Annotated in this window: 19 protein-coding genes; 7 read left to right on the plus strand and 12 right to left on the minus strand. The window is 64.2% G+C overall.

Features of this window, described 5'->3' with window-relative positions; translation table 11 throughout:
* Positions 1-63: 63 nt before the first annotated feature.
* From dusB to ACQ3C8_RS11970, 5 genes are read left to right on the plus strand one after another with little or no spacing between them, the layout of a single operon-like run.
* Positions 64-1140, plus strand: coding sequence for a tRNA dihydrouridine synthase DusB (gene dusB / locus ACQ3C8_RS11950; RefSeq protein WP_037030480.1), 1077 nt, complete (start codon positions 64-66; stop codon positions 1138-1140).
* Positions 1137-1370: a Fis family transcriptional regulator gene (locus tag ACQ3C8_RS11955; protein ID WP_009523455.1), complete on the plus strand. Its 234-nt coding sequence runs from the start codon at positions 1137-1139 to the stop codon at positions 1368-1370. Before dusB ends, ACQ3C8_RS11955 begins: the two co-directional genes overlap by 4 nt.
* A 15-nt stretch (positions 1371-1385) precedes the next feature.
* Positions 1386-2960, plus strand: coding sequence for a bifunctional phosphoribosylaminoimidazolecarboxamide formyltransferase/IMP cyclohydrolase (gene purH, locus ACQ3C8_RS11960; RefSeq protein WP_428851691.1), 1575 nt, complete (start codon positions 1386-1388; stop codon positions 2958-2960).
* A 20-nt stretch (positions 2961-2980) separates the two neighbouring features.
* Entirely contained in the window at positions 2981-3526 is a 546-nt protein-coding gene (ruvC, locus tag ACQ3C8_RS11965) for a crossover junction endodeoxyribonuclease RuvC (RefSeq protein ID WP_009523457.1), read from the plus strand.
* A 6-nt stretch (positions 3527-3532) separates the two neighbouring features.
* Positions 3533-4573: a glycerophosphodiester phosphodiesterase gene (locus ACQ3C8_RS11970; RefSeq protein ID WP_428851692.1), complete on the plus strand. Its 1041-nt coding sequence runs from the start codon at positions 3533-3535 to the stop codon at positions 4571-4573.
* 72 nt (positions 4574-4645) lie between these two features.
* Here ACQ3C8_RS11970 and ACQ3C8_RS11975 read toward each other — a convergent pair whose 3' ends face one another.
* The 9 genes from ACQ3C8_RS11975 to ACQ3C8_RS12015 form a co-directional block, all read right to left on the minus strand.
* Entirely contained in the window at positions 4646-5923 is a 1278-nt protein-coding gene (locus ACQ3C8_RS11975; protein WP_428851693.1) for a THUMP domain-containing class I SAM-dependent RNA methyltransferase, read from the minus strand.
* A 177-nt stretch (positions 5924-6100) separates the two neighbouring features.
* Positions 6101-6715: a 2-hydroxychromene-2-carboxylate isomerase gene (locus ACQ3C8_RS11980; RefSeq protein ID WP_009523460.1), complete on the minus strand. Its 615-nt coding sequence runs from the start codon at positions 6713-6715 to the stop codon at positions 6101-6103.
* A gap of 27 nt (positions 6716-6742) precedes the next feature.
* The gene (locus ACQ3C8_RS11985; RefSeq protein ID WP_428851694.1) at positions 6743-7165 is read right to left on the minus strand and encodes a CopD family protein; all 423 of its coding nucleotides are present in this window, start codon (positions 7163-7165) and stop codon (positions 6743-6745) included.
* A gap of 57 nt (positions 7166-7222) precedes the next feature.
* Positions 7223-8503, minus strand: a complete 1281-nt coding sequence (locus ACQ3C8_RS11990) for a glutamate-5-semialdehyde dehydrogenase (RefSeq protein WP_428851695.1) — start codon at positions 8501-8503, stop codon at positions 7223-7225.
* A 109-nt stretch (positions 8504-8612) separates the two neighbouring features.
* Positions 8613-9686: a DNA polymerase III subunit delta gene (gene holA, locus ACQ3C8_RS11995; RefSeq protein ID WP_428851696.1), complete on the minus strand. Its 1074-nt coding sequence runs from the start codon at positions 9684-9686 to the stop codon at positions 8613-8615.
* Positions 9687-9693: 7 nt separating this feature from the next.
* The gene (gene lptE, locus ACQ3C8_RS12000; protein WP_009523464.1) at positions 9694-10194 is read right to left on the minus strand and encodes an LPS assembly lipoprotein LptE; all 501 of its coding nucleotides are present in this window, start codon (positions 10192-10194) and stop codon (positions 9694-9696) included.
* A 123-nt stretch (positions 10195-10317) separates the two neighbouring features.
* Positions 10318-12942 carry a leucine--tRNA ligase gene (leuS, locus tag ACQ3C8_RS12005; protein WP_428851697.1) on the minus strand — a complete coding sequence of 875 codons (2625 nt, stop codon included), beginning with the start codon at positions 12940-12942 and terminating at the stop codon, positions 10318-10320.
* Positions 12943-13249: 307 nt separating this feature from the next.
* Positions 13250-14047, minus strand: a complete 798-nt coding sequence (gene dapB, locus ACQ3C8_RS12010; RefSeq protein ID WP_428851698.1) for a 4-hydroxy-tetrahydrodipicolinate reductase — start codon at positions 14045-14047, stop codon at positions 13250-13252.
* Positions 14048-14073: 26 nt separating this feature from the next.
* Positions 14074-14664: an outer membrane protein assembly factor BamE gene (locus ACQ3C8_RS12015; protein WP_428851699.1), complete on the minus strand. Its 591-nt coding sequence runs from the start codon at positions 14662-14664 to the stop codon at positions 14074-14076.
* A 143-nt stretch (positions 14665-14807) separates the two neighbouring features.
* Here ACQ3C8_RS12015 and fur point away from each other — a divergent pair, with 143 nt between their 5' ends.
* Positions 14808-15257, plus strand: coding sequence for a ferric iron uptake transcriptional regulator (gene fur, locus ACQ3C8_RS12020; RefSeq protein WP_009523468.1), 450 nt, complete (start codon positions 14808-14810; stop codon positions 15255-15257).
* Positions 15258-15420: 163 nt separating this feature from the next.
* Here the strand turns inward: fur and ACQ3C8_RS12025 are convergent, their stop codons facing one another.
* From ACQ3C8_RS12025 to tkt, 3 genes are all read right to left on the minus strand, one after another.
* Positions 15421-16485, minus strand: coding sequence for a LysR family transcriptional regulator (locus ACQ3C8_RS12025; protein WP_428851700.1), 1065 nt, complete (start codon positions 16483-16485; stop codon positions 15421-15423).
* Between the two features lie 428 nt (positions 16486-16913).
* Positions 16914-17924 (minus strand): type I glyceraldehyde-3-phosphate dehydrogenase, encoded by a 1011-nt coding sequence (gene gap / locus ACQ3C8_RS12030; protein ID WP_428851701.1) that lies wholly within the window; start codon positions 17922-17924, stop codon positions 16914-16916.
* 66 nt (positions 17925-17990) lie between these two features.
* Positions 17991-19997 carry a transketolase gene (tkt, locus tag ACQ3C8_RS12035; protein WP_428851702.1) on the minus strand — a complete coding sequence of 669 codons (2007 nt, stop codon included), beginning with the start codon at positions 19995-19997 and terminating at the stop codon, positions 17991-17993.
* 113 nt (positions 19998-20110) lie between these two features.
* Here tkt and ACQ3C8_RS12040 point away from each other — a divergent pair, with 113 nt between their 5' ends.
* The gene (locus ACQ3C8_RS12040) at positions 20111-20869 is read left to right on the plus strand and encodes a 16S rRNA (uracil(1498)-N(3))-methyltransferase (protein ID WP_428851703.1); all 759 of its coding nucleotides are present in this window, start codon (positions 20111-20113) and stop codon (positions 20867-20869) included.
* Positions 20870-20942: the final 73 nt, after the last annotated feature.

Below are 20942 nucleotides of genomic sequence, written 5' to 3' on the forward strand. Positions count from 1 at the left end.
TCCCCCGCCCGCGCAGCGCGCGGCGGGGCATTCTTTTTTGTGCTGCTTCCAGCGACAGACCGCGTGCAGATCGGACCACATCTTCTTCGCAACAACCTGTTCGTCGCCCCCATGGCGGGTGTGACGGACCGCCCGTTCCGGCAGCTCTGCAAGCGCCTGGGCGCGGGCTATGCCGTGTCGGAGATGGTGGCGTCCAACGCACAGTTGTGGAAGAGCGAAAAAACCATGCGGCGCGCCAACCATGAGGGCGAGGTCGAGCCGATCGCGGTGCAGATCGCTGGCGCCGAGCCGGCGATGATGGCCGAGGCGGCGCGCTACAACGTGGACCGCGGCGCGCAGATCATCGACATCAACATGGGCTGCCCGGCCAAGAAGGTGTGCAATGTGGCCGCCGGCTCGGCACTGCTGCAGAACGAACCGCTGGTGGCGCGCATCGTTGAGGCAGTCGTGAATGCGGTCGCGCACGAAAGCCGCACACCAGTGCCGGTGACGCTGAAGATCCGCACCGGCTGGAACCGCGAAAACAAGAATGCGCTGTCGGTGGCACGCCTCGCCGAAGACGCCGGCATCGCCATGCTGACCGTGCACGGCCGCACGCGCGCCGACCTGTACAAGGGCGCCGCCGAATACGACACCATCGCCGCGGTCAAGGCGCAGTGTCGCATTCCGGTGGTGGCCAACGGCGACATCACCACGCCGCACAAGGCCCGCGAGGTGCTCGCGCATACCGGCGCGGACGCCATCATGATCGGCCGGGCCGCGCAAGGCCGGCCGTGGCTGTTCCGCGAGATCGAGCACTTCCTCGCAACCGGCGAACTGTTGCCGTCGCCCGAGGTGGAAGAGATCCGTGCCATCATGAATCACCACCTGCTGGACCATTACGCGTTCTACGGCGAGTTCACCGGCGTACGGACGGCACGCAAGCACATTGCCTGGTACACCAAGGGACTGGCCGGCGCCAACCTGTTCCGCCATACCATGAACACGCTGGAAACCTCGGAAGCACAACTCGAAGCCGTGAACCGCTTCTTCGATGCGCAGCGCGAGTTGTCCGACCGGCTCATCTACATCGACGAGCCGGCCGGGGCCGACGGCAACGATAACAACACCGACAACACCGGGGAGCTGCTCGCAGCATGAGTCGCAACAGTATCGAATCCTGCATCCAGGAAAACCTGAAAGCCTATTTCCGCGACCTCGACGGCGAATCGCCGTCGGGGATGTACGACATGGTTCTCACCGCAGTAGAAAAACCGCTGCTGATGAGCGTCATGGAGCGCGCCGCGTACAACCAGTCACTGGCTGCCGAGTACCTCGGCATCAACCGCAATACGCTGCGCAAGAAGTTGCAGCAGCACGGATTAATCTAACGACCCCTGCCCATCATGATCAAGCAAGCCCTGCTCTCCGTGTCGGACAAGACCGGCATCCTCGATTTCGCCCGCGATCTGCACGCCCTTGGCGTCACCATCCTGTCCACCGGCGGTACCGCCAAGCTGCTCGCCGACAACGGCGTGCCGGTAACCGAAGTGGCCGACTACACCGGCTTCCCGGAAATGCTCGACGGCCGCGTGAAGACACTGCACCCCAAAGTGCACGGCGGCATCCTGGCGCGCCGCGACCTGCCGGAGCACATGGCAGCGCTCGACCAGCACGGCATTCCGACCATCGACCTGCTGGTGGTCAACCTGTACCCGTTCCAGCAGACCGTCGCCAAGGATGAGTGCGAGCTGGCCGACGCCATCGAGAACATCGACATCGGCGGCCCGACCATGCTGCGCTCGGCAGCCAAGAACCACCGCGACGTGACGGTGATCGTCGATCCGGCCGACTACGCAACGGTGCTCGCAGAAATGCGCGCCAACCAGAACACGGTTGGTTACGACACCAACTTCCGCCTTGCCACCAAGGTGTTCGCGCATACCGCGCAGTACGATGGCGCGATCACGAACTATCTCACCAGCCTCGGTCCGGACAAGCTGCACCAGACGCGCAGCGACTATCCCGAGACGCTGAACCTGGCCTTCGCCAAGGTGCAGGAAATGCGCTACGGCGAAAACCCGCACCAGTCGGCCGCCTTCTACCGTGACCTGACCACGCTGCCGGGTGGCCTCGCCAGCTACACGCAGCTGCAAGGCAAGGAACTGTCGTACAACAACATCGCCGACGCCGATGCGGCGTGGGAATGCGTGAAGACCTTCGATCCGTCGCAAGGCGCAGCCTGCGTGATCATCAAGCACGCCAATCCGTGCGGCGTGGCGCTTGGCGCGAATGCGCTCGAAGCGTACGAGAAGGCTTTCAAGACCGATTCGACCTCGGCCTTCGGCGGCATCATCGCCTTTAACGTGGCGCTCGACGAAGCGGCTGCACAGGCTGTCGCCAAGCAGTTCGTAGAGGTGCTGATCGCCCCGGCATTCTCGGATGGCGCACGCGCCGTCTTCGCCGCCAAGCAGAATGTGCGGCTACTGGAAATCCCGCTCGGCAATGGTGTGAATGCCTACGATTTCAAGCGCGTCGGCGGCGGCCTGCTGGTGCAGAGCCCGGATGCCAAGAACGTGCAGCAGGGTGAACTGCGTGTCGTCACCAAGCGCCAGCCGACCCCGGCCGAAATGACCGACCTGATGTTCGCCTGGCGCGTCGCCAAATTCGTCAAGTCGAACGCCATCGTGTTCTGCGGCGGCGGCATGACGCTTGGCGTCGGCGCCGGCCAGATGAGCCGCGTCGATTCGGCGCGCATCGCCAGCATCAAGGCACAGAACGCCGGCCTCACGCTGGCCGGTTCGGCCGTGGCGTCGGATGCCTTCTTCCCGTTCCGCGACGGCCTCGACGTGGTAGTCGATGCGGGCGCGACCTGCGTGATCCAGCCGGGCGGCTCGGTGCGCGACGATGAAGTGATTGCCGCTGCAGACGAACGCAATATCGCGATGGTGCTCACCGGCACCCGCCACTTCCGCCACTGATCGGGACGCAGCCTCGCGCCATGCGGATTCTCGGCATCGACCCGGGCCTGCGCACCACCGGTTTCGGCGTGCTGGAAAAGCACGGCAACCGCATGGTGTACGTAGCTTCGGGTACGATCCGCTCGGACGGCGAAACGTCGCTGCCATCCCGCCTCAAGACGCTGTACGAGGGCATCACTGAAGTGGCACGGCTGTACCAGCCTGACTGCGCAGCGATCGAGAAGGTCTTTGTCAACGTCAACCCGCAGTCCACCCTGCTGCTCGGGCAGGCGCGCGGTGCGGCGATCTGCGCGCTGGTGCTGAGCGACCTGCAGGTCTTCGAGTACACCGCGCTGCAGCTGAAGAAGGCCGTGGTCGGCTATGGCCGCGCCAACAAGGAGCAGGTGCAGGAAATGGTCATGCGCCTGCTGTCGCTGCCCGGCAAGCCGGGGCCCGACGCGGCCGACGCGCTCGGCATGGCGATCTGCCACGCGCATGGCGGAGACAGCCTGACCGCGCTCGGCGAACTCGCCCCGCAGCTGGCGCGCAAGGGGCTACGCGTGCGGCGTGGCCGCCTGGTCGGATAAGCAGCCATGGCGGGCGTGCTGCCGCAGAGCGAACCGCTCGCTGAACGCGCTCTCGTCATCGCCCATCGCGGCGCCAGCGCCTGGCGGCCCGAACATACGCTAGCCGCCTACCGCAAGGCCATCGAGGATGGTGCGGACGTCATCGAACCTGATCTCGTCTGCACGCGCGATGGCGTGCTGGTAGCGCGGCACGAGAACGAGATCTCGGGCACGACCAATGTGGCGGACCTGCCCGCCTTTGCCGATCGCCGGACGACCCGCGTGGTGGATGGACAGTCGCTGACGGGCTGGTTTACCGAAGACTTCACGCTGGCCGAACTGAAAACGCTGCGCGCGCGCGAGCGCATTCCGGCGCTGCGTCCGCACAATACGGCGTGGAACGATCAATTCGAGATTCCGACCTTCGATGAAGTGATGGCGCTGGCGCGCGAGATGTCCACGCAGACCGGGCGCGCCATCGGCCTGTATCCCGAGACCAAGCACCCAAGCTATTTCCGCGGCATCGGCCTGCCGGAGGAAGAAACCCTGCTGGAGGCGCTCGCTGCGCACTGGTCAGATGCCGAGGCTTGCGGCCCCGTATTCATCCAGTCGTTCGAGACAGCCAACCTGCGCGCGCTCCGCCACCAGATCGGCGCACACCACCCGGTGATACGCCTGGTGCAGCTGATGGGCATGGACGCCGCACAGTCGTTCGACTGGACCTCGCAGCATGACTCACGCCGCTATGCGGACCTGATGACGGCGGACGGCTTGCGCACCATCGCGGACTACGCGGACGCTATCGGACCGGACAAGCATGCCCTGCTGGCACATCCGGCGCTGATCGGCGACGCACATGCCGCCGGCCTCCTGGTCCATCCCTATACCTTCCGTCCTGAAAATGCTTTCCTGCCTGCCGCCCTGCGCGGTCCGGGCAGCGATGCCACGCGCCATCCCGATGGCCTGCTGGCCGAGTTGCGCGGCATGCTCGAGGCGGGCATCGATGGCCTGTTCATCGACGATCCCGCGCTTGGCCGACGGGCCGTAGAAGCAACGAATCGGCCGTGACCCCGCCTGCAACCCCATCGCCATGCATGGCGCTGGGCGTCACGGAGCACCACGGGCCGCACTCACCCCTGCTCAGCGCGCCGGCGGGGCTTCTGCAGCGCCATTGCGCATCCCGCCACGCACCATCTCGAAGCGGAACAGCCGGCATTCGATCGGGCCGTTGAACAGTGGCGTGCGGCGCGATTCCTTGAGGCGCATGCGGCGCGGCATCGACAGGTCGCCAGTGAAGATGTAGGCCGTCCAGCCGGCGAAATGCTGCTTGAGCGTGGTGGCGAAGGCGCTGGCGAACTGGTTGGCAGCCTCTTCTTCACGCGGATTCATCGGCACGACATCGGCGCGTTCATCCGATTGCTCATCGGGCCGTGCGCGGCGCGCGCCGCGCACGGCAATGCGCGTGCCATACGGCGGGTTCATCAGCACCACCCCCGGCGTCTCGAACGGCGGCTTCACGAACCGCGCATCGACCTGCTTGAGCGGCGCTGCGCCCGGCAACCCGGCTCGGGCCCAATTGTCATGCGTGATGGCGAGCATGTCTGTGGAAATATCGCTGCCGGCGATCAACAGTTGCTGCGGCTTGCGCCGGCCAGCTGCCTCGGCCTCGCGCAATGCCTGCCACGGGGCCGGCTGGAAGCCGCCGAGCCATTCGAAGGCAAAGCTGCGTGCCGCGCCCGGCGCATGGTTGAGTGCGATCTGTGCGGCTTCGATCAGAAACGTACCGCTGCCGCACATCGGATCGTAGAACGGCTGCTCCGGCTGCCAGCCCGAGAGGCGCAGGATACCGGCGGCAAGCGTTTCCTTGAGCGGCGCCTCGCCCTTCTCCTGGCGCCAGCCACGCTTGAACAGCGGATCGCCGGAGGTGTCGAGATACAACGTGCAGTCGGTGGCCGTGAGGTGCGCGAAGATGCGCGCATCGGGCGAGGCCGTATCGACGCTGGGGCGTGCACCGCGCTTGTCGCGCATGCGGTCGCAGATACCGTCCTTGATGCGCAGCGCGGTGAAGTTGAGGCTGCGCAGCGGCGACTGGTGCGCGGTGACATCGACGCGGATGGTCTGGTCCGGCGTGATGTGGTCTTCCCAGCGCTGTGCCAGCGCCAGGCCGTAGATATCGTTTTCGTTGCGATAACCTTGCGCGGCGAGGCGCAGCAACACGCGGTTGGCGATGCGCGCATGGAGGTTCACTGCATAGGCTGCAGCCGGCACGCCGGAAAAGGCGACCCCGCCCGTCTGACCGGCATGCACGGCGAACGGCGCATGGCGCACCACCTCGGGCCGTGCGGCGATTTCGCGCAACTCGGCGGCCAGCGCCTCTTCCAGCCCACGCGGGCACGGCACGAAAAATGAGTGGGACATATGTGTTCCAGGAGTTGTTCGTTCACGCGCGGACCGCGCACCCGAGGCGCTGCGGCACGGGTTGGGCCATGCGGCACGCCTCGGCCACGGCCTTCGCGCCACTGTACGTCAAACCCGCGCGGCAGGGCAGATGAATCGCGTTCTGACGCTGCCCGGCCATGTCATGGCAGGGGAATATCAGGACCGGGAGGAGGCTTCCAGCGCCCGGTCGACGAAATCGAGGCGATCCTGCCCCCAGAAGGGCTCGCCGTTGACAACGTACCACGGCGCGCCGAACACGTTGGCAGCAATCGCCTGCTGGGTGCAGTCGGCATAGGCGTCCTGCACGGCGCTGGCATCGGCCGCCTTGATCAATGCCGCGCCGTCCAGCCCCATGCGCTCGGCGATTTGCTGCAGTGTCGCCGGATCGGCGATATTCAGCTCGCCAGCCCACACGCCGCGCATGATGTTGCCGGTCAGTTCGAGCGCGCGGGCCGTGCCATGCGCCAGCTGCGCGGCCAGGATGACGCGGCTGGCAGCGTCGCCGGACACCGGGAAATAGGCCGGATGCAGGTTCAGCGGCATCTGTAGGAAATCACGCCAGCGCGCCATTTCGGTCAGGCGGTAGGCCTGGCGCTGCGGCGGACGCTGCCCCACCGGCACACCGCCCGAAGCCGCCATGACCTTGCCCATGTCGCACGGCTTGAGACGGATCTGCGCGCCATGGCGCGCGGCAATGGCGACCAGCCGGTCATGCCCGAGATAGGCATACGGCGATTGCGGCGAGAAATAGTATTCGATGATTTGACTCATGCTGCTCAGGCCGCAGGGGCCTGCCCATCAAAAAGGTTTCACGACCACCAGGATGACAACTGCCGCGAGCACCAGCACGGGCAGTTCGTTGAACCACCGGTAGAACACATGCGAGCGTGTATTGACGCCACGTTCGAATTTGCGCAGCAGTACGCCGCAGCCGTGGTGGTAGCCGATCAGCACCAGCACGAGCGCCAGCTTGGCATGCATCCAGCCCTGCCCAGACCCCTTGCCGATGCCGTAGCCAAGGAATAGCCAGAGGCCGAAGACGATGGCCGGAACAGCCAGCAGCGTCATGAAGCGGAACAGCTTGCGCGCCATCAGCAGCAGGCGCTGGCGGCTCGTGGCCTCGGTCTCCATGGCGAGATTGACGAAGATGCGCGGCAGGTAGAACAGGCCCGCGAACCACGCGACGACGAAAATGATGTGCAGCGATTTGACCCAGAGCATCGTATGTTCCGTGAAAGCGCATACCGGCGGCGACATGCCCGGCATGCGCCAGGGTTATCAGGTGCGGATCTCGCCGTGGCCGAACACCACGTACTTGAGCGAGGTCAACCCTTCGAGCCCCACCGGGCCGCGTGCGTGCAGCTTGTCGTTGGAGATGCCGATCTCCGCACCGAGGCCGTACTCGAAGCCATCGGCAAAACGGGTGGACGCGTTGATCATGACGCTGGCCGAATCGACTTCGCGCAGGAAGCGCATGCCGGTCGAGTAGTTCTCGGTGATGATCGAATCGGTATGCGCCGAGCCATAGGTGTTGATGTGCGCGATGGCCTCGTCCACGTTCGCAACGATGCGGATCGACAGGATCGGCGCGAGGTATTCGGTATGCCAGTCGTCCTCGGTGGCATCGACCAGGCCGTTCAGGCCGGCGGCCTCCAGCACACGCCGCGTGGCGGGGCACACGCGCAGCTCGACGCCCTTCTCTTGGTAGATCTTGCCCAGCGGCGGCAGCACCTCGGCAGCCACGCGTTCGGACACCAGCAACGTTTCCATGGTGTTGCACGGCGCATAGCGCTGCGTCTTGGCGTTGTCGGCCACGACCACGGCCTTCTGCAGGTCGGCGTCCTCGTCGATATAGATATGGCAGATGCCATCGAGATGCTTGATCATCGGCACGCGCCCTTCGTCGATCAGGCGCTGGATCAGGCTCTTGCCGCCACGCGGCACGATCACGTCGACATGCTCAGTCATGGTGATCAGCTCGCCCACGGCGGCGCGGTCGGTGGTCGAGACCACCTGTACGGCCTCATCCGGCAGGCCGGCGGCCTGCAGGCCTTCGCGCACAAGTGCGGCCAACGCGGTGTTGGTGCCGATGGCTTCGGAACCGCCGCGCAGGATGGTGGCATTGCCGGACTTGATGCACAGGCCCGCTGCGTCCACCGTCACATTGGGACGCGCCTCGTAGATGATGCCGATGACGCCGAGCGGCACGCGCATTTGTCCGACCTGGATGCCGGTCGGGCGGAACTTCATGTTGCTGATCTCACCGATCGGATCGGGCAGTGCCGCAATCTGCTCAAGGCCGGCCGCCATGGTTTCGAGGGCCTTGTCGGACAGCGTCAGGCGATCGATGAAGGCAGCATCGAGACCACGCTCGCGCGCCCGTGCGACGTCCTCGGCATTCACCGCCTTGAGTGCGGCGGCATCGCGCCGGATGGCGGCGGCGATGGTGAGCAGTGCGCGGTTCTTATCAGCGGTCGAGGCCCGCGCCATGGCGCGCGACGCTGCGCGCGCCTGACGGCCTACGCCCTGCATGTACTGCTTGATATCCAGCTCTTTCATGATCGGTGTGACAGCAATGAGTGTTCGGCAGTGATTCGGTCGTGATTTTTTGGGGCCCGTACAGCGTGGCGTACCCGGATGACAATGATGGGACGGGGTGGCGAGCCTGTCAGCGTGTTGGACTCGCTGCTGGCTTCGCTGCGGGGCGCGCCACCAGCAACGCCAACTGCTGCAGGCCATCCCAGACCTCGGCCGGAAGTGTCTTGACGCGCAAGCCCTTGGTCTGGCGGTCCAGCTCGGCCGCCATCGACAGGGCCGTCTCCAGGGTGCGCATCGGCAGGCGTTGTACCGCGTCGGGCAACAGCCGTTCGCGCGGGCCCCAGACACGCAGCTCCTTGAGCAGCGTACCCACCGGACGGCCGGCGTCGAGTCCGGTTCGGACTTTACATAATACGCGAATTTCCTCGGTCAGCGCCCACAGCACCAAGACCGTAGCCTCCCCCTCGCCACGCAGCCCTTCGAGCATGCGCACGAGGCGCGGCACGTCGCCGGCCAGCATGGCTTCGTTGAGCTTGAAGACGTCGTAGCGCGCCACGTTCATCACGGCATCGTGCACCTGGTCGAAGGTCAGGACACCCTCCGGATACAGCAGGCCCAGCTTCTGGATTTCCTGGTGGGCGGCGAGCAGGTTGCCCTCGACCTTGTCGGCGATGAACTGCAGCGCGCGCCGCCCGGCTTCTCCGGGTTCGACGCGCTGCTGTTGCAGGGCCAGGCGCTCGCCGATCCAGCCCGGCAGGCGCGTACGGTCCACGCTGTCGACCTTGACCGACACGCCGGCCTGTTCGAGCGCTTGGAACCAGACGGCCTTGCTGGTGGCAAAATCGACGCGCGGCAGCGTGATCAGCATCACGACATCGTCGGACGGCTGCGCGGCCATCTGGCGCAACGCTTCGCCGCCTTCCTTGCCAGGCTTGCCGGTGGGAATGCGCAGTTCGACGATCTTGCGGTCGCCGAACAGGGACATGGATTGTTGCGACTCAAGCAGACTCGACCATTGGAAGCCACGCTCGTTGGTCAGCACCTCGCGCTCGCTGAAGCCAAGCTCGCGCGCGGTGCGGCGGATCTTGTCGACAGCCTCGAGTACCAGCAGGTGCTCGTCGCCATGCACCACGTAGAGCGGCGCGAGACCCTTGCCTTGCGCCTGCCGCAGGTGTCCGTCGAGCGCCTCGGGCCGTAGCTGCATACGCGGCTCACACCACCTTGGCGGCGGACATGCGGCGGATCAGCTGCTGCACGATATCTTTCTGCATGTCGCGGTACAACTGGGCTTCTTCGTAGTCCTTGGCCAGCGCGTTGACTTCGTTGTAGGTCAGGTCGCGCGTCAGCACGATCTCGGACGGAGCGATCAGCTCATTGCCCTGCTGGTCGCGCAGGCGGAACTCAAAGCGCTGTGTGAGCTTGTATTCGCGCACGACACCGGCTGGCGTGACGGCCACGATGGTCTTCTCGCGCGCGTCCTTGAGCACTTCGAGGATCGCGTCGGCCGACTTCTGGTCATCGACGACTTCGGTGGTCGAGCCGCCGCGCACCGCACGGCGCAACTCCGCGCCCATGGCCGAATTGGCAGGCAGGCCGATGTACAGACGGCGAAATGGGAAGCTGGCCGTGCCGCGCAGCCGAAAACCGCAGGCCGGAAGCGACGCCAGCAACGGCATGGCAAGCAGCGTGGACAAAGCGAGACGACGGTTCATGGATCGCTTCCTGATGGTTAGGGCGGGTGATGCACCAAACTCAATACTACAACGCGGGCCGATCATGGACCCAGACACGGGCCCGGACATGCCGGGCCGGTCGCCATGCCGGCAGGCAGACGCTTACAGCACCACGTTTACCAGCCGGCCGGGCACCACGATGATTTTCTTCGGTGCCTTGCCTTCGGCAAATTTCGCCACGGTCTCGCTGGCTGCAGCCGCCTGTTCGATGGCGGCGCGATCGGCATCGGCCGGCACCACGACGGCGCCGCGCACCTTGCCGTTGATCTGCAGCACAAGCTCGATCTCGCTTTGCACCAGCGCACCTTCATCGACTTCCGGCCACGGTGCGTCAAGCAGATCGCCAAAGGCGGCGGTGTAACCCAGTTCCTGCCACAGCACATGGGTGATGTGCGGCACCACGGGATACAGGGCGCGCAGCAGGATGCCGAAGCATTCGCGGCGGGCGGCGTCCGAGGCGGCCTTGGCCGTCTCGAGCGCGTTCAGCATCTTCATGGTGGCGGAGACCACGGTGTTGTATTGCAGGCGCTGGTAGTCGAAGTTGGCCTGCTTGAGCACGACATGGATCTCGCGACGCAGCGCCTTGTCCTGGTCTGCATCCGCTGCAGCATTGCTGCCCGTGCGGATGCCGTCGGCATGCGTCACGCCAAAGTGCCAGACGCGGCGCAGGAAGCGTGACGCGCCCTCGACGCCAGAGTCGCTCCACTCGAGCTGCTGCTCGGGCGGTGCGGCGAACATGGTGAACAGGCGCGCGGTGTCGGCGCCATACTGGTCGATCAGGGCCTGCGGGTCGATGCCGTTGTTCTTCGACTTGGACATCTTCTCGATGCCGCCGATCTCCACCGGCTGCCCATCGCTGCGCAGCACCGCACCCACCGGCCGGCCTCGCTCGTCGGTCGAGACCTCGACGTCGGCCGGGTTGAACCATTGCTTCTTGCCGCTTGCGTCTTCGCGGTAGTACGTTTCGTTGAGCACCATGCCCTGCGTGAGCAGGTTGGTGAACGGCTCGTCGAACTTGACCAGGCCGAGGTCACGCATCACCTTGGTCCAGAAACGCGCGTACAGCAGGTGCAGGATTGCGTGCTCGATGCCGCCGATGTACTGGTCCATCGGCATCCAGTAGTCGTTGCGCGCATCGACCATGGTGGCGGCATCCGGGCAGGTATAGCGCATGTAGTACCAGCACGAGTCGATGAAGGTATCCATCGTGTCGGTCTCGCGCCGCGCCGGCTTGCCGCACGACGGGCAGCTGCAATTCAGGAAGCGCGGATCCTTGGCGAGCGGATTGCCAGTACCATCCGGCACCAGGTCTTCGGGCAGCACCACGGGCAGATCCTGCTCGGGCACCGGCACCACGCCACAGCTGTCGCAGTGGATCAGCGGGATCGGCGTGCCCCAGTAGCGCTGGCGCGAGATACCCCAGTCGCGCAGGCGCCAGGTGGTCTTCTTCTCACCCATGCCCTTGGCGGCGAGATCGGCGGCGACGGCATCGACCGCGGCAGCATAGCCCAGGCCGTCATACTTGCCCGAGTGAACGCAGACGCCTTTCTCCTTGTCGCCGTACCATTCCTGCCAGGCATCGGCGGAAAAATCCTTGCCGTCGACTGCAATGACCTGCTTGATGGGCAAGCGGTACTTGAGCGCGAAGGCAAAGTCGCGTTCGTCGTGCGCCGGCACGCCCATGACCGCGCCATCCCCATAGCTCATCAGCACATAGTTGCCGACCCACACATCGACCGGTTCACCGGTAAGCGGATGCACCACGCGCAAGCCGGTCGGCATGCCTTTCTTTTCCATGGTGGCCATGTCGGCCTCGGCCACGCTGCCGCGCTTGCATTCGTCGATGAAAGCAGCCAGTTCCGGATTGGTCGTCGCGGCATGCGTCGCCAGCGGATGCTCGGCGGCCACGGCGCAGAAGGTTACGCCCATGATGGTGTCGGCGCGCGTGGTGAAGACATACAGTTTGCCGTCGCCGATCAGCTTACCGTCGTCGCCTACGATGGCATGCGGGAAGGCAAAGCGCACGCCGGTGCTCTTGCCGATCCAGTTCTGCTGCATGATCTTGACGCGCTCGGGCCAACCGAGTGGATCGAGATCATTGAGCAGTTCTTCCGCATAATCGGTGATGCGCAGGTAGTACATCGGGATGTCGCGCTTTTCCACGACCGCGCCCGAACGCCAGCCGCGTCCGTCGATGACCTGTTCGTTGGCAAGCACGGTCTGGTCGACCGGATCCCAATTGACGGTACCGGTCTTGCGGTAGGCGATGCCCTTCTCCAGCATCTTGAGGAACAGCCACTGGTTCCACTTGTAGTAGTCCGGACTGCACGTCGCCACTTCACGCGACCAGTCGATGGCCAGGCCCATCGACTGCATCTGCTTCTTCATGTAGGCGATGTTGTCGTAGGTCCAGGCAGCCGGCGCCACGCCATTGTTGAGTGCGGCGTTTTCCGCCGGCATGCCGAAGGCGTCCCAGCCCATCGGCATCAGCACGTTGTGGCCGTTCATGCGCAGGTAGCGCACCATCACATCGTTGATGGTGTAGTTGCGCACATGGCCCATGTGCAGCTTGCCCGAGGGATACGGCAGCATCGAGCAGGCGTAGAACTTCGACTGTTCCTTGCCGTCCTTGCCGACGCGGTGTTCAACAGCACGGTAGGCATCCTGGGACTGCCAGTGCGAGCGGGCAGCGGCTTCGACTTCGGTGGGAAAATATTTCTCTTGCATGGCGACGGCGATGGACGTCCGGAAGGGCCGCGCGTACCGGAACGTACAGGGCGCGGCGCGAATTTGGGGAAAAGGGAGATTATACCGTTGCAGGCGGCCGGGGCGATGCGGCCAGGCGCGGCAAACCTGATGCGGTGGCCGCCCGGGTCAGGTCAGGACATCGCCTGCACCGCTCCCATGCAACGTACTCCTTCGATACATGGTGCCAAGCATGGCGCGGAGCGGCATTCGCTACTGAACGCGCCGCACCGCGAGGGCTGCCCGCAGCGGGACAACGATGCGCCGCCTTGCAGCAGCGCAGGCCGAATCACTTCAGGCCAAGCACGTCCTGCATGTCATACAGGCCAGCCGGCTTGTCCATCAGGAAGCGCGCCGCACGTACCGAACCCTGCGCATAGGAGACGCGGCTCGACGACTTGTGCGTGATCTCGATGCGCTCGCCGATGCCGGCGAACATCACCGTGTGGTCGCCCACGATATCGCCGCCGCGGATGGTGGCGAAACCGATCGTGCCTTCCTGGCGTTCGCCGGTATGGCCCTCGCGCGCATAGACGGCGCAATCCTTGAGATCCTTGCCGAGTGCGTCGGCGATGACCTCGCCCATGCGCAGCGCGGTGCCCGATGGCGCATCGACCTTGTGGCGATGGTGCGCCTCGATCACTTCGATGTCGTAACCGGAATTGAGGATCTTGGCCGCCACTTCGAGCAGCTTGAACGTGGCGTTGACGCCCACGCTCATGTTCGGGGCGAACACGACGGGAATCGTCTCCGCTGCCTGCCGGAGCGCGGCTTTCTGGCTGTCGTCGAAACCCGTGGTGCCGATCACCATGCGCACGCCGAGTTCACATGCCACGGCGAGGTGGGCGAGCGTGCCTTCGGGGCGCGTGAAGTCGATCAACACGTCGGCGCCCGACAGGGCAGCACGCACGTCATCGGTCACCAGCACGCCGCTCGGCCGGCCCAGGAAGCCTGCCGCATCCTGGCCCAGCGCGGGGCTGCCCGGGATATCGAGTGCGCCGGCGAGCGTGGCATCGGATGTGGAAAGCACGGATTCGACGAGCATCCGGCCCATGCGTCCGGATGCTCCTGCAATAGCAATTTTCATGTACGGCAAGGCAAGAGAGGTGGAAATCAGTTGGCGGGCGCTGCCGACGGGGCGGACGCACCGTCAGCCAGCGGTACGGCCGGCGCGGACGCAGACTCGGCGACAGGCGTCGCGACGACAGCAGGCGCTGCAGCGGCATCCGCAGCCGGCGTCGCCGGACGCGCCTTGACCTTGTCCGGATCACGCTTGATGCCATCGATCTCGGCAATCAACTCATACTCGGACGGCAACTCGTCGCCACCGAATTTCACCAACCGGTCGCCATCGAACTGCACCGTATAGCGACGCTGCTGCACCACTTCGGAGGAGCCGCGGCGGAATGCGAAGACATAGTCCCACTGGTTAGCGTGGAAGACATCGTTCAGTAGCGGCGTGCCCAGCAGGAAGCGGACTTGCTCGCGCGTCATGCCTTCGCGTAGTTGCGATACCGCTTCGCGCGAGACGAAATTACCCTGCACGATATCGATGCGGTACGGCGTGATGGAAGAGGCGATGCTGCGCGAGGTGCTGTTGTAGGTGGAGCATGCGCCCAGCAGCAGGGCACACGCCCCGCCGGCGAGGATCAGCCGCGCCGTGGCGGCAACAGTCGGTTGATGCTTTCTCGATGAAGCGGTCATGAACGATTGGGCCCTGTTCAAGGTTGAGACTGGCGGCAGGCAGTCTGCCCGGCCTTCCGGCCAGGATGCCAACAGGCGACTTTTGCCTGCAAAACGCTTATGATTGCAGTATTCGATCATTGTACTCTAGGGAGTCTCTGCGCATGCCGAGTCCGGCAGATCTCAAGAACATCGGTCTCAAGGCAACCATGCCTCGGCTGAAGATTCTTGAAATTTTTCAAACCAGCGAAGAACGTCATCTGAGTGCAGAAGACGTTTATCGTATCCTGCTGGCCGACAACATGGACATTGGCCTGGCAACGGTCTACCGTGTCCTCACGCAGTTCGAGCAGGCAGGCCTGCTGTCGCGCAACAACTTCGAATCGGGCAAAGCAATCTTTGAACTGAACGAAGGCAAGCACCACGATCACCTGGTATGCCTCGATTGCGGCAAGGTGGAAGAATTCTACGACGCGGAAATCGAGCAGCGCCAGCAAGCTGTGGCAAAGGCCCGTGGTTTCTCGCTGCAGGAACATGCACTGTCCCTGTATGGCAACTGCACCAAACAGGACTGCCCCAGCCGGCCGGCGACGCCGCCACGCCGGACCGTATAACTGCACGGGTAGCGCGCATGGAATGTAAAAAGGCCGCCCTCGGGCGGCCTTTTTCGTCATATGTGGACCTGTCCGTCATGCACGAGGCATCGCGCAAGCCCTTGGCCGATCCGCCAGGATGATCAGTGAAGCGCTTGCCCCAGCAGATACTGGCAATAGGCCATCAGCGCTCGGATGACTGCGCGTCAAGCGCCGCGCCTTCGGCCTCAACCGTCTCGGCGACGGGTGTGACGGGTGTATCGGCCGTGCCCTCCACCACTTGGCGAATGGCCAGCTGAACACCCAGATATTCACCCACCACTTCGCGGAACACGTTGCGCGCCCACAGCACCAGCGGATTGCCGCTGCGGCTGCGGTGCCAGTACATATTGAGACCCAGAACCGTTTCCAGCTCCGGCGGCAAGGGGAACGCATTCAGGTCGTAGGCCTGGCAGACCAGATCCTTGGTCAGCGAATTGACCGTGAAGATCATGTCCGTCTGCGCCGCGATCTCGGCCTGTGCACGCCATGAATGGACCGTCATGGTGGCGTTGCGCTTGAGGCCACGCTGCTGCAGCGCATAGTCGAGCGGAATCAGCGACATGCCGGCCGATTGCCGTCCCGAACCGGAAGTGCTGCCCTGCGCCAGGAAAATGTGCTCGTAGTGCATGTACTGCTCGAGCGTGCAGCCGGTGCGGATCTCGGGGTGGCCGTTACGTGCGCACACCCACATGTTGAACGAGGTTACCGGTTCCTCGACGATTTCCTGCTGGCGGGTCGGGAACGGGGAAAAGACGAGATCCAACTCATTGGCACGCATGGCGGCCATGTCGGTATCCCAGCAGACCGATTCGGCCAGCCGGATATGCAGGTTCGGCGCAAGCTGCTTCAGGCGTAGCACGAAGGTGTTGAAGATGGCGTCGCCGAGTAGCGGAGAAAAACCAAAGCTCAGGCTGCCGGAGGCCTCGGCCGGATCGAAATTGCCGGTGTCGCCGTCATTGATCGACGCCCAGAGCATCAGGATATCGCGGATCTTGGGGCCCAGCTCGAGCGCGCGCGGCGTCGGCGTCAGGCCATGCGGGACGCGAATGAATAGCGGATCGCCGAAGATCTCGCGCAAACGGTTGAGCGAATGCGACACCGCCGGCCCGGTGATGTGCAGCTTCTCCGCCACATAGGTGGCGTTCTGCTTGCTGAGCAGCTCCATGAAAATACCAAGGAGCTTGGTGTCCACATTGTTGGTCATCATGTACGCGTATTCCCAGTCGTTTCGAAACGACGCCAATCCAACATGATCGGCGGCCCTGCGACATCCGGATCATTCAAAACGAGTGTACGAGTAAATCAGTCGGGACAGAAGCGGATTTGCGGGTGCCCGAGCGTTTACTCGAAAAGGTTACTCTTGTTCACGATCTTGGGAAATGATTTGACCCTTTGCAGGCGTCTTTTTTGCAGTCTGACGCGGCTTTCAGACAACAATTCGAAGAGTTTGGGGGAAATACCCCGCTTCAGTAGGGTATACGAACAACCCTATGAGTGATGTGGAAATTACTTGTCGCGCGTCTCTGCGCACCTGCCGGAGCTGCGCATCGCCGGCGCCTGTTCCGCAAGGGAGACCGCCGGCGATGTGGGAGGATGGCCGCAGATCGCGGCAGCATTCCTCCTGTCGTACGTGAATTACTTGGCAGCCATCAGGGCCACGGTGGTATCGAGCATGCGGTTGGAGAAACCCCACTCGTTGTCGTACCAGCTCGAGACCTTCACCAGGTTGCCCTGCACCTTCGTCAGCGTCGCATCGAACGTCGACGAGGCCGGATTGTGGTTGAAGTCCACCGACACCAGCGGCGCCGTGTTGTAACCCAGGATGCCCTTGAGCGAACCTTCCGACGCGTCCTTCAGGATGCTGTTGACTTCATCCACCGTGGTGTCGCGCTTGGCCACGAACGTCAGATCGACGATCGACACGTTGATCGTCGGCACGCGGATCGCAAAACCATCCAGCTTGCCGTTCAGTTCCGGCAGCACCAGGCCAACCGCAGCAGCCGCACCGGTCTTGGTCGGGATCATCGACTGCGTGGCCGAGCGCGCGCGGCGCAGGTCTTCGTGCATGACGTCGGTCAGCACCTGGTCGTTGGTGTAGGCGTGGATGGTGGTCATCAGGCCGCTTACGACGCCAAGCTTGTCATGCAGCGGCTTGACCAGCGGGGCCAGGCAGTTGGTGGTGCACGAGGCGTTGGAGATGACGGTGTCGCTGGCCTTGAGGACGTCATGGTTGACGCCGTACACGATGGTGGCGTCGACATCCTTGCCGCCCGGGGCGGAGATGATGACTTTCTTGGCGCCGCCCTTGAGGTGGGCCGAGGCCTTTTCCTTGCTGGTGAAGAAGCCGGTGCACTCGAGCACGACGTCGACACCCAGCTCGCCCCACGGCAGTTCGGCCGGGTTGCGGTTGGCCAGCACGCGGATCTTGTCGCCATTCACCACCATGAAATCACCCTCGACCGCGACCGTGCCCGGGAACTTGCCGTGGGCGGTGTCGTACTGCGTCAGGTGGGCGTTGGCCTTGACATCACCCAGGTCGTTGATCGCAACGATCTCGATGTCGTGTTTCTTGCCGCCTTCATAGTGCGCGCGCAGAATGTTCCGGCCGATACGGCCATAGCCGTTGATGGCTACCTTGATGGTCATGGTGATACTCCCGAAAGCAAAGACAAAAACCATGCGCCGGTTTGCCGGCGCGCATCCTAAATCTTCTTACAGCACGCTCTTGACGGTGTCCGCCAGATTATCGATCGTCAGGCCGAAGTGCTTGAACAGCACGCCCGCCGGAGCCGATTCGCCGAACGTATCAATGCCCAGCACGGCCTGCACCTGATACTTCCACCAGAAGTCGGTCACGCCTGCCTCGATGGCCACGCGCGGCACGCCCGCCGGCAGGACAGAAGCCTTGTAGGCCGCATCCTGCTTGTCGAACACGGTGGTAGACGGCAGCGAGACCACGCGCACACGTACGCCTTCTTGCGCCAGCTTGTCGGCGGCGCCCAGCGCCAGGCCGACTTCCGAACCAGTCGCCAGCACCACGGCCTGCGGCTTGGCCGCATCGCGCAGGACATAGCCGCCGCGTGCGATCTGCGCCCGCGTGGCGGCATCGCGCGCCGTGAACGGCAGGTTCTGGCGACTGAAGATCAGGCACGACGGACCGTCGGTACGGCGCACGGCCTGCGCCCAGGCCACGGCGGTTTCGGTGGTATCGGCCGGACGCCACACATCCATGTTCGGAATCAGGCGCAAGCTTGACACCTGTTCCACCGACTGGTGGGTTGGACCGTCTTCACCGAGGCCGATCGAGTCGTGCGTGAACACGAACAGCGAGCGGATCTTCATCAGTGCCGCCATGCGCAGCGCATTGCGGCTGTAATCGGAGAACGTCAGGAACGTACCGCCGTAGGGAATATAGCCACCGTGCAGCGCAATACCGTTCATGATGGCGCTCATGCCGAATTCGCGCACACCGTAGTTGATATGGTTACCCCACGCATCGGCGCGCACGGCCTTGCTGCCGCTCCAGTTGGTCAGGTTCGAGCCGGTCAGGTCGGCCGAGCCGCCAAGGAATTCCGGCAACACCGGACCGAAGGCTTCGATGGTGTTCTGGCTGGCCTTGCGCGAGGCGATGGTCTCGGCCTTCTCTTCACATTTGGCGAGGAAGGCATCAACGGCGGCATCGAAGCCGCCGGGCAGTTCGCCCTTCATGCGGCGCGTGAACTCGGCGGCTTCAGCCGGATAACGCTGGCTATAGGACTTGAACAGGGCATCCCATGCGCTTTCCACGGCCGCGCCTTGCGGGCGGGCATCCCAGGCAGCGTACACGTCGGCCGGGATCTCGAACGGACCATGCGCCCAGCCAAGCGCTTCGCGCGTGGCGGTGATTTCGGCGCCGCCGAGCGGCGCGCCGTGCACATCGTGGCCGCCAGCCTTGTTGGGCGAGCCGTGACCGATCACGGTCTTGCAGCAGATCAGCGTCGGCCGGTCCGAGGACTTGGCGGCAGCGATGGCTGCATCGACAGCGTTGGCATCATGGCCATCGACCCCGCGGATGACGTTCCAGCCATACGCTTCGAAGCGCTTCGGCGTGTCATCGGCAAACCAGTGTTCAACATCGCCGTCGATAGAAATACCGTTGTCGTCCCACAGCGCGACCAGCTTGTTCAGCTTGAGCGTACCAGCCAGCGAACATGCCTCGTGGCTGATGCCTTCCATCAGGCAGCCGTCGCCGAGGAACACATAGGTGTGGTGATTGACGATCTCGAGATCGGGACGGTTGAACTCTTGCGCCAGCAGGCGTTCTGCGAGCGCCATGCCGACCGCGTTAGTGATGCCCTGGCCCAGTGGACCTGTAGTCGTCTCTACGCCCGGCGTGATGCCGTACTCCGGGTGGCCGGCCGTCTTGCTGTGCAACTGGCGGAAATTCTTCAGCTCCTCCATCGGCAGCGGATAGCCGGTCAGATGCAGCAGCGCGTACAGCAGCATCGAACCATGACCGTTCGACAGCACGAAGCGGTCGCGATCGGCCCAGTGCGGATTGGCAGGATTGTGCTTGAGATGCCGGCTCCAGAGCGCCACCGCAATGTCTGCCATGCCCATCGGCATGCCCGGATGACCGGAGTTGGCTTGTTGCACGGCGTCCATGGCGAGGACGCGGATGGCGTTCGCCATCAGTTGTGCGGGCTGGGAAGCAAAAAGATGAGAGGCAGGGAGGGACATCTGACAACCTGACGGCGGGAAAACCAAAATTTTACCAGAATGGCACGGTCGTGCCGTGGCTTTCGCGCCCCATCGGCGGGCCGCCAGCCAGCATCATGCTATGCTTTTCGCGCATGATGCCCCGCTTTTTCATCGATGCACCCCTCACCCTACCGGCCGGTACCGTATTCGCTGTACCCGCGACCGTGGCCCAACACATCCAGGTGCTGCGCCTGCGCCCCGGCGATACCGTCACCCTGTTCGACGGTAACGGCGGCGAGACGCCCGCCGTGCTGCATGAAGTCGGCAAACGCAGCGCCAGCGTGACGCTTGGCGCGCATCTGGCACGCGAGGCCGAGCCGCCGTACCGGATCACCCTGATCCAGGGCATCGCCGGGGGCGACAAAATGGACTGGCTACTGGAAAAGGCCGTGGAGCTGGGCATTGCCGCCTGCCAACCGGTGCAGACCGAACGCTCGGTGGTGCGCCTGCAGGGCGACCGCGCCGCGCGCCGGGAAGCCCACTGGCTAGCGCTGGCCCGGGCGGCATGCGAGCAATGCGGCCGCAATCGCGTGCCGGAGATACATCCCATCCTGAGTTGGCGGGAATGGATCGCCAGCCAGTCAATCACCCCGACCACGGCGCCCACGCTGTTGCTGAGCCCGCGTGGCGAAACGCGCCTGAGCACGTGGGTCGACGCCCGGCAGACGGAGATCCGGGCACATGGCGTCCGCCTGCTGATCGGCCCGGAGGGCGGACTCTCCCCCGATGAGGAAGAAAGGGCGATTGCGCTGGGCGCCATCCCGCTAACGCTGGGCCCGCGCGTGCTGCGTACCGAAACTGCAGGACTCGCAGCGCTGGCAGCACTGCACGCCACACTCGGCGAATTCTAGGCATGAAAAAGCCCGCGGTATGCGCGGGCTTTTCAGTATGCTGCGGACAAGCACGGCTGCGAGTCACCGGCAG

This window comes from Imbroritus primus, from assembly GCF_964332355.1.
In the GTDB taxonomy this organism is placed as follows: Bacteria; Pseudomonadota; Gammaproteobacteria; order Burkholderiales; family Burkholderiaceae; genus Imbroritus; species Imbroritus primus.

Bases quoted from the DNA above. Each gene is read 5' to 3' on its own strand.
- ACQ3C8_RS11955 (WP_009523455.1), top strand. From the start codon at position 1,137: ATGAGTCGCAACAGTATCGAATCCTGCATCCAGGAAAACCTGAAAGCC.
- purH (WP_428851691.1), top strand. From the start codon at position 1,386: ATGATCAAGCAAGCCCTGCTCTCCGTGTCGGACAAGACCGGCATCCTC.
- ruvC (WP_009523457.1), top strand. From the start codon at position 2,981: ATGCGGATTCTCGGCATCGACCCGGGCCTGCGCACCACCGGTTTCGGC.
- ACQ3C8_RS11970 (WP_428851692.1), top strand. From the start codon at position 3,533: ATGGCGGGCGTGCTGCCGCAGAGCGAACCGCTCGCTGAACGCGCTCTC.
- ACQ3C8_RS11975 (WP_428851693.1), bottom strand. From the start codon at position 5,923: ATGTCCCACTCATTTTTCGTGCCGTGCCCGCGTGGGCTGGAAGAGGCG.
- ACQ3C8_RS11980 (WP_009523460.1), bottom strand. From the start codon at position 6,715: ATGAGTCAAATCATCGAATACTATTTCTCGCCGCAATCGCCGTATGCC.
- ACQ3C8_RS11985 (WP_428851694.1), bottom strand. From the start codon at position 7,165: ATGCTCTGGGTCAAATCGCTGCACATCATTTTCGTCGTCGCGTGGTTC.
- ACQ3C8_RS11990 (WP_428851695.1), bottom strand. From the start codon at position 8,503: ATGAAAGAGCTGGATATCAAGCAGTACATGCAGGGCGTAGGCCGTCAG.
- holA (WP_428851696.1), bottom strand. From the start codon at position 9,686: ATGCAGCTACGGCCCGAGGCGCTCGACGGACACCTGCGGCAGGCGCAA.
- lptE (WP_009523464.1), bottom strand. From the start codon at position 10,194: ATGAACCGTCGTCTCGCTTTGTCCACGCTGCTTGCCATGCCGTTGCTG.
- leuS (WP_428851697.1), bottom strand. From the start codon at position 12,942: ATGCAAGAGAAATATTTTCCCACCGAAGTCGAAGCCGCTGCCCGCTCG.
- dapB (WP_428851698.1), bottom strand. From the start codon at position 14,047: ATGAAAATTGCTATTGCAGGAGCATCCGGACGCATGGGCCGGATGCTC.
- ACQ3C8_RS12015 (WP_428851699.1), bottom strand. From the start codon at position 14,664: ATGACCGCTTCATCGAGAAAGCATCAACCGACTGTTGCCGCCACGGCG.
- fur (WP_009523468.1), top strand. From the start codon at position 14,808: ATGCCGAGTCCGGCAGATCTCAAGAACATCGGTCTCAAGGCAACCATG.
- ACQ3C8_RS12025 (WP_428851700.1), bottom strand. From the start codon at position 16,485: ATGATGACCAACAATGTGGACACCAAGCTCCTTGGTATTTTCATGGAG.
- gap (WP_428851701.1), bottom strand. From the start codon at position 17,924: ATGACCATCAAGGTAGCCATCAACGGCTATGGCCGTATCGGCCGGAAC.
- tkt (WP_428851702.1), bottom strand. From the start codon at position 19,997: ATGTCCCTCCCTGCCTCTCATCTTTTTGCTTCCCAGCCCGCACAACTG.
- ACQ3C8_RS12040 (WP_428851703.1), top strand. From the start codon at position 20,111: ATGATGCCCCGCTTTTTCATCGATGCACCCCTCACCCTACCGGCCGGT.